Here is a 6,413-nt window from a genome sequence, read left to right as displayed (position 1 = left end):
CAAAAGAAAAGATGGAACAACAGACTGAACGAAAGTGTACTTCGAAGAAGATTTAGAAAAGATCCCTTAGCATACCTTCAAAAACTTGAAAACAAACATAGTGTGTTGGTTATTCCGCTGTAGTACATTAACGGATGTTGCTCCATTACTGGTCTTATTTTATGGCGGGTTTCAAGTGATTTATGGCCATCTCACGCTGGGTGCTTTTGTTGCGTTTTTTGGTTACTTGGACCGTTTATATAGCCCACTGCGTCGTTTAGTCAATTCATCGACCGAGCTGACGCAAGCGAGCGCTTCTTTAGAGCGGGTTGTTGAGCTTTTAAACGAGCCTTACGACATCAAAGACACGCCCCATGCTAAGCCGAGTGCATTCGTCGAGGGCAAAATTGAATTTGAGAACGTGTGCTTTCGATATCCCAATTCAGTTGACTGGGTTTTAAATGAGATTGATTTAAGCATTAAACCAGGGGAGACGATCGCCTTCGTCGGGATGAGCGGCGGCGGTAAATCATCACTGATCAGTCTTATTCCGCGTTTCTATGATATTCAGCAAGGGAAGATCCGTTTAGATGGGATTGATATCAGGGATATTACCATTCAAAGTCTAAGAAATCAGATTGGAATGGTTTTACAAGACAATATTTTATTTAGCGGCAGTGTGCGTGAAAACATTTTGTTCGGGCGTCCCGATGCTTCTGAAGAGGAGATCTTTCAAGCGGCAGAGGCGGCAAACGCGCACGATTTCATTATGAATTTACCTAATGGCTATGAGACGGAGATTGGTGAACGGGGAGTAAAGCTTTCGGGAGGACAAAAACAGCGAATTGCCATTGCAAGAGTGTTTCTTAAAAATCCGCGTATACTGGTGCTTGACGAAGCAACCTCGGCACTCGATTTAGAGTCAGAGCACTTAATTCAAGAGTCTCTGGAAAAATTAGCGAAGGATCGAACCACGTTGATTGTTGCCCATCGTTTATCCACGATTACACATGCGGATCAGATCGTGCTTATTGACAATGGAGAGATTAAAGAAAAAGGGACTCATCAAGAACTGATGAGAATGGATGGCGCTTATGCTCGATTGTTTAATGTACAGAACTTAAATGCAATTCCGCTAGAGGAGATAACTCAGAAATAGTGAGTATGACTCCTGCTATCCAATTACTGGGCTTGTAAAAAGGGTTCACATTTCGATCTGAAATGTGAACCCTTTTTGCTATGGTGTAATAACTTTTCTAAGGCTGGTATGGAGGGTTGACGAAAACAAAATAATTTATTATAGTATCAGTATACCCAAACGGGTATATGTATTAAATGAGATTCATGTGCATGAAATAATGGAAATTTTTTTTGCTTAAATTAATACCCCGTGGGGTATGATGGACGAAGCAAACAGAGTTCGACTTTAATTAGAAAGGCAGGAGTCCTATGGATTTGGCATGGATCGTGACCATTTTCGCGATTGGTTTCTTGGGCTCATTCATTTCCGGAATGGTGGGAATCGGTGGATCGATTATTAACTATCCCATGCTGCTTTTTATTCCTCCGGTATTGGGCTTTGCAGCATTTACCGCGCAGGAAGTAACAGCAATCAGTGCAGTACAAGTTTTCTTTGCAAGCTTTATGGGGATGCTCGTATTTCGAAAAGGAGGACTACTTAATAAAACTTTAGTTCTTTACATGGGTGCATCTATTATCATGGGAAGCTTTTTAGGATCCTATGTTTCAAACCAATTGCCAAGTTCTGTGATCAATATCGTATATGCCAGCTTGGCTCTGATTGCAGCTGTTATGATGTTTCTGCCGAAAAAGGGAAATGATGCTCAAGACTTAAGCCAAGTTACATTTAATAAACCACTAGCCGTAATTTTAGCGTTAATTATCGGTATTGTTTCTGGAATCGTAGGCGCGGCGGGGGCTTTTATTACTGTTCCTGTCATGCTAGTCGTACTTAAAATTCCCATTAGAGTTGCCATTGCATCCTCGTTAGCTATTACCTTTATTTCCTCCATTGGTTCAACAACTGGGAAATTAATGGGTGGACATATGCTATTAATTCCTTCCATTGTACTGATTATTGCAAGCACCATGGCTTCGCCAATAGGAGCGAAAATAAGTAAAAAAGTCAACACAAAGCTTCTTCAATGGATCTTGGCCGGCTTGATCACAGCCACAGTCATAAAAATTTGGATTTCGATTTTATTATAGGAGGATGGATATGTCATGAAAACTTATAAAGAACTGTTTCCGAATGAAGTCCTTGACCGCATCAAAAGAAAAGAACAGGTGAACATTCTGGATGTTCGTGAGCCTGATGAATGGGAATCCGGTCACATCCCAGGAGCGAAACATATCCCTTTAGGTCAAATCAACAGGGCGCTGAATGAGCTTGATCCAAAGAAAGAAACGATCGTTGTCTGCCGCAGTGGCAATCGAAGCGGAAGAGCATGTGAATATTTATACGGTTTAGGTTATAACGTCGTTAACATGCTTGGAGGCATGTTGGAATGGTCCGGAGACGTGTCGTACGGTAAATAACTTTAGGAGGCTATGTAATGAGCATTGTACAAGTTGATCGAACATTGGAATGTGAAAGCTAAAGAATGGGTGATCGGCTCATGGCAGAAAATAAAGAAAAAACTACGATTGTTCTGTTTAGTGGAGAATTAGATAAAGCTATTGCGGCATTTATTATTGCCAATGGAGCCGCTGCGTATGACCATGAAGTGACCATATTCTTTACCTTTTGGGGACTAAACGCACTTCGCAAAGATGACCAAGTATTCGTTAAAAAGGGCTTCTTGGAAAAAATGTTTGCAAAAATGATGCCGCGCGGGGCGAATAAGCTTGGATTGTCCAAAATGAATTTTGGTGGAATAGGTCCTCAAATGATTAAGCATGTAATGAAAAAGCACAATGCGCTGTCTCTTCCCCAGCTTATTGAATTAGCTCAAGAGCAAGGGGTCAAATTAGTAGCGTGCACAATGACCATGGACTTGCTTGGTTTGCAAAAGGAAGAATTGCTGGATGGCATTGAATATGCAGGGGTTGCTGCATATTTGGGCGATGCAACGGATGCAAAAGTGAATTTATTTATTTAATTCAGATGATAGTATACCTACTAAATTAGTTAAACAAGCGGTTGAGTTTGTTGGTTAAAAGCCGTTAACGCAGTAAAGAAAAGAGGATAGCCATGGATTATAAATTGATTTTAAACTTCGTGACGGTTGCTATTCTGCTTTGGTTTATTTATACCCGGTTTGCCGGAGTAAAAGGTCTTAAAAATCTAATGCAGGATCAGTTTCGAGATGAATTGAAAGGGAATCATCCTAAATTCTTAATTGACGTTCGTGAGCCAATGGAAGTAACACAAGGTTTTATCCCAGGAGCGATCAATATTCCGCTGTCCCAGTTGAAAAACAGAATAGATGAAATTCCCAGAGATAAACATGTGTATCTCTACTGCCGGAGCGGGATGAGAAGCAAACAAGCCGCACGGATTCTCCAAAGGAATGGATATCGAGAATTGGCGCATTTGCAAGGTGGCATCATGTCTTGGAAAGGAAAAATTGCAAAATAAAAAAATCATTAGCCATCGACTAGTATAGTATATTGAATTTGTTTCCCAACAAAATAAACCGGCTGCTGCCATTGTCGCGGCATCCGGTTCCATATTGAACTCCAGCTGAGGATCCATTTGCTAAGAAATTATTTTGGCGACAAAAAAAGCGATTCCCGCTGCCAAACCACCAACAAGTGTTGTTTGCCATGCGCTTTTCAATGGTTTTGAGCCGGTAAATCTCCCTTTGACATAACCAAAAATGAACAATGCAATTAATGTTGCAATAACGGAGATCATTAAAGCAGAACGGGATTGATTGATGAATATATAGGGGGACAAAGGGATAAGTCCTCCCACTATGTACGATAGACCGATAGTTAACGAACTATTTCTAGCCCTTTTGGGCTCAGGCTCCTCCAGCCCAAGTTCATGCTTCATCATAAAATCAACCCATCTATCCTGATTTTCACTGATTGCCTCAACAGCCGATTGGATATCCGGTTCACGAAGTCCCCAGCTTCTTATAATTTCGGCGACCTCTTCTTTTTCCCGTTCGGGGACCTCGACGATTTCTCTCCGTTCTCGCTCTAACTCGGTTGCATAATGTTCTCGGTCGGTTCGTGCAGCCAGATAACCGCCTAGCCCCATTGCAATTGACCCTGCTGCGATTTCAGCAATTCCTGCTATAACAACAATATTCGTCGCAGAAACGGACCCTGATAATCCCGCCGCAAGAGCAAAAGGAACCGTAAGCCCATCCGACATGCCAATCACTATATCCCGAATCATATCGGGCGCCGTAAAATGTTTCTCGATGTGCCCTCTGCTTTTTGTATTCTCCATCGTGCCTCCACTCCCAGTTTTAATTATTTATTCTTTATTCTCATTTAAAATGCCACATGCCGCTGTAAATAATGACAGCAAAGACAAATTCTTATTGACGCAAGCATAAACCCACCAACAAATGGTGGGTTTTGTTTTAATGGAAAATCAACAACGAACTTTAACGGAACTCATTTTATCGGTCGATCTGCCCACTTCCGGAAGTTTGTTGTTTTTGCAACAAACAAACTCCCTTTCATTACTACCTTGTCGCTTGCTTTCCATGTATGGCTCTGTTTATTTTTCCTTCTTATACCAACGAAGTTGTAAGGAGAAGTGGCAAAAAGCTTATATCCCAAAGCCCGGCTTTTTCGCATAAAGTTGACATCTTCCCCAAGAGTCAGTGAAGCAAATCGGACGCGATTGTGTAACTGCTTTTTGAACAGAAGTGTTCCTCCCGCGACGTATTTTACGAATTTATTTTTTTTGGAAGGGGTTGTCATAACAAGAAGACGGTTTCTTTCAAAAAACTTCAAATGAGCACCTTTCCCGACGATTCCGGCGCCTGTACGACGCAAAGCCCCAACTTGCTCCTTTAAATAATTTGGTGAATAGTAATCATCGTCGTCGAACTTGGCAATGACCGAGTATTTTGCTTTTCTAATCCCAAAATTCAGACAACTCCCCAAAGAAACCTTTTCCGGCAATTTAAAAATTGAGATATTTCGAAACGAAGAAACCTTTCGACGATATTCTGAAAGGTCCATACTCTTCTTGTTTAAGATAATAATAAGCTCTTTCACTTTGTACTGTTGTCTTTTGAAATTGTTGAGTAAGGTATTGAAGAAATGCGGACGATTCGTACACGTTATAATGGAGACCCCTAACGTTTTGCTGGAATTCACCTGTCCCGAGTAGAGAAAAACACTCATGTTTATGACACCTTCTCCGAGTTTTGTGGAAATTTACCTATACAATCTATGAAAGACACCAACAAGATTCCTATGCTGCACCCTATCTTCTTCTAAAGTTAGGTGCATATCCGGCACTGAATCTAGTGGGGCACGTTAATGCAGCGTGGATGTGGGTCCTGTTCGTATTTTACGGTCTATATTATGCGTTCACGGAGGGAATACAAAAGGCATATATTGCCGATATTGTACCTGAAGGGCAACGGGGAACAGCGATGGGTACATATAACGCAATGGTTGGCATTGCAGCATTACCAGCCAGCATTATCGCAGGATTTTTGTGGCAGACGTTTGGTCCCCTGATTGCTTTTAGCACAAGCAGCATTATTGCTATACTGGCCGCATTGCTCATGATCATTTTTCGAATTTAAGAAGGAGGAGCCTTTTCAAAGTGAATTTGAAATTACAGCTTACCCGCGCTTTTTTCATAAGCCTTCTGAGCGCAATAGCATTTGGCGTTATAGCCCTCTTAGTATCCGATAAAAAGATAGCCCAGTTTGACAATGCGATCATTTCATTTGTTCAAGGCTTAGAAGCACCCGAGCTCACGACGATCATGAAATTCTTTACCTTCATTGGGGGCGGATATCCCGTAGTCATGCTTACGGTGCTTGTTCTATTTTTTCTTTATAAAATTCTTCATCACCGAAGAGAGTTGATTTTATTTATATGGGTGGTCGCCGGGTCGGCGCTTTTAAATGAAACATTAAAAATCATCTTCCATCGTGCCCGTCCCACATTACATCGCATCGTGAATGCCAACGGGTTCAGTTTTCCAAGCGGGCACTCTATGGCTGCTTTTAGTATGTATGGGATACTCGCTTTTTTGCTATGGCGCCATATTTCAACATCGGTTGGTCGTGGACTGCTAATAATATCTAGCATCATAATGATCATCGCCATTGGAATCAGTCGGATTTATTTGGGCGTTCATTATCCAAGCGATGTTCTCGGTGGGTTCTTAGCCAGCGGAAGTTGGTTAGCTGTTTCGATTTGGTTTTATCAGAGATATCAGGAAAAAGTTAAACGATCCTCGTTGAAGCATTCGTAACCGCTGA

8 protein-coding genes and 1 pseudogene are annotated in these 6,413 nt (G+C 41.6%); 7 read left to right on the top strand and 2 right to left on the bottom strand.

The features are described from left to right. Window positions 1–121 precede the first annotated feature (121 nt). The 5 genes and pseudogenes from FPZ49_RS32650 to FPZ49_RS32630 form a co-directional block, all read left to right on the top strand. Window positions 122–1,138 (top strand): annotated as a pseudogene (locus FPZ49_RS32650) (ABC transporter ATP-binding protein); the annotation flags it as partial. Between the two features lie 290 nt (window positions 1,139–1,428). Next, complete coding sequence (locus FPZ49_RS32645) at window positions 1,429–2,208, top strand: sulfite exporter TauE/SafE family protein (protein WP_144854527.1); 780 nt, start codon at window positions 1,429–1,431, stop codon at window positions 2,206–2,208. A 15-nt stretch (window positions 2,209–2,223) separates the two neighbouring features. After that, complete coding sequence (locus FPZ49_RS32640; protein WP_144854525.1) at window positions 2,224–2,538, top strand: rhodanese-like domain-containing protein; 315 nt, start codon at window positions 2,224–2,226, stop codon at window positions 2,536–2,538. Between the two features lie 80 nt (window positions 2,539–2,618). Beyond that, window positions 2,619–3,101 carry a DsrE/DsrF/DrsH-like family protein gene (locus FPZ49_RS32635; protein WP_144854524.1) on the top strand — a complete coding sequence of 161 codons (483 nt, stop codon included), beginning with the start codon at window positions 2,619–2,621 and terminating at the stop codon, window positions 3,099–3,101. A gap of 92 nt (window positions 3,102–3,193) precedes the next feature. Next, on the top strand, window positions 3,194–3,580 hold the full coding sequence (locus FPZ49_RS32630; RefSeq protein WP_144854522.1) for a rhodanese-like domain-containing protein: 387 nt from the start codon (window positions 3,194–3,196) through the stop codon (window positions 3,578–3,580). A 120-nt stretch (window positions 3,581–3,700) separates the two neighbouring features. Here FPZ49_RS32630 and FPZ49_RS32625 read toward each other — a convergent pair whose 3' ends face one another. Beyond that, entirely contained in the window at window positions 3,701–4,405 is a 705-nt protein-coding gene (locus FPZ49_RS32625; protein ID WP_144854520.1) for a VIT1/CCC1 transporter family protein, read from the bottom strand. A 170-nt stretch (window positions 4,406–4,575) separates the two neighbouring features. Beyond that, window positions 4,576–5,316: a glycosyltransferase family 2 protein gene (locus FPZ49_RS32620; RefSeq protein WP_144854518.1), complete on the bottom strand. Its 741-nt coding sequence runs from the start codon at window positions 5,314–5,316 to the stop codon at window positions 4,576–4,578. A 125-nt stretch (window positions 5,317–5,441) separates the two neighbouring features. On the opposite strand from FPZ49_RS32620, the gene FPZ49_RS32615 reads away from it, so the two are divergent. Together FPZ49_RS32615 and FPZ49_RS32610 are read left to right on the top strand one after the other, a co-directional pair. Beyond that, window positions 5,442–5,726 (top strand): MFS transporter, encoded by a 285-nt coding sequence (locus FPZ49_RS32615; protein WP_391563899.1) that lies wholly within the window; start codon window positions 5,442–5,444, stop codon window positions 5,724–5,726. 20 nt (window positions 5,727–5,746) lie between these two features. Further along, the gene (locus tag FPZ49_RS32610; protein WP_144854514.1) at window positions 5,747–6,406 is read left to right on the top strand and encodes a phosphatase PAP2 family protein; all 660 of its coding nucleotides are present in this window, start codon (window positions 5,747–5,749) and stop codon (window positions 6,404–6,406) included. Window positions 6,407–6,413 lie beyond the last annotated feature (7 nt).

This window comes from Paenibacillus cremeus (genome assembly GCF_007786445.1).
GTDB lineage: Bacteria > Bacillota > Bacilli > Paenibacillales > NBRC-103111 > Paenibacillus_G > Paenibacillus_G cremeus.
The sequence above is the reverse complement of the archived record's forward strand: the minus strand, read 5'-3'. Positions and strand labels throughout refer to the sequence as shown.

Excerpts from the sequence above, each read along its gene's own strand:
- FPZ49_RS32645 (WP_144854527.1), top strand. The coding sequence starts at position 1,429 with ATGGATTTGGCATGGATCGTGACCATTTTCGCGATTGGTTTCTTGGGC.
- FPZ49_RS32640 (WP_144854525.1), top strand. The coding sequence starts at position 2,224 with ATGAAAACTTATAAAGAACTGTTTCCGAATGAAGTCCTTGACCGCATC.
- FPZ49_RS32635 (WP_144854524.1), top strand. The coding sequence starts at position 2,619 with ATGGCAGAAAATAAAGAAAAAACTACGATTGTTCTGTTTAGTGGAGAA.
- FPZ49_RS32630 (WP_144854522.1), top strand. The coding sequence starts at position 3,194 with ATGGATTATAAATTGATTTTAAACTTCGTGACGGTTGCTATTCTGCTT.
- FPZ49_RS32625 (WP_144854520.1), bottom strand. The coding sequence starts at position 4,405 with ATGGAGAATACAAAAAGCAGAGGGCACATCGAGAAACATTTTACGGCG.
- FPZ49_RS32620 (WP_144854518.1), bottom strand. The coding sequence starts at position 5,316 with ATGAGTGTTTTTCTCTACTCGGGACAGGTGAATTCCAGCAAAACGTTA.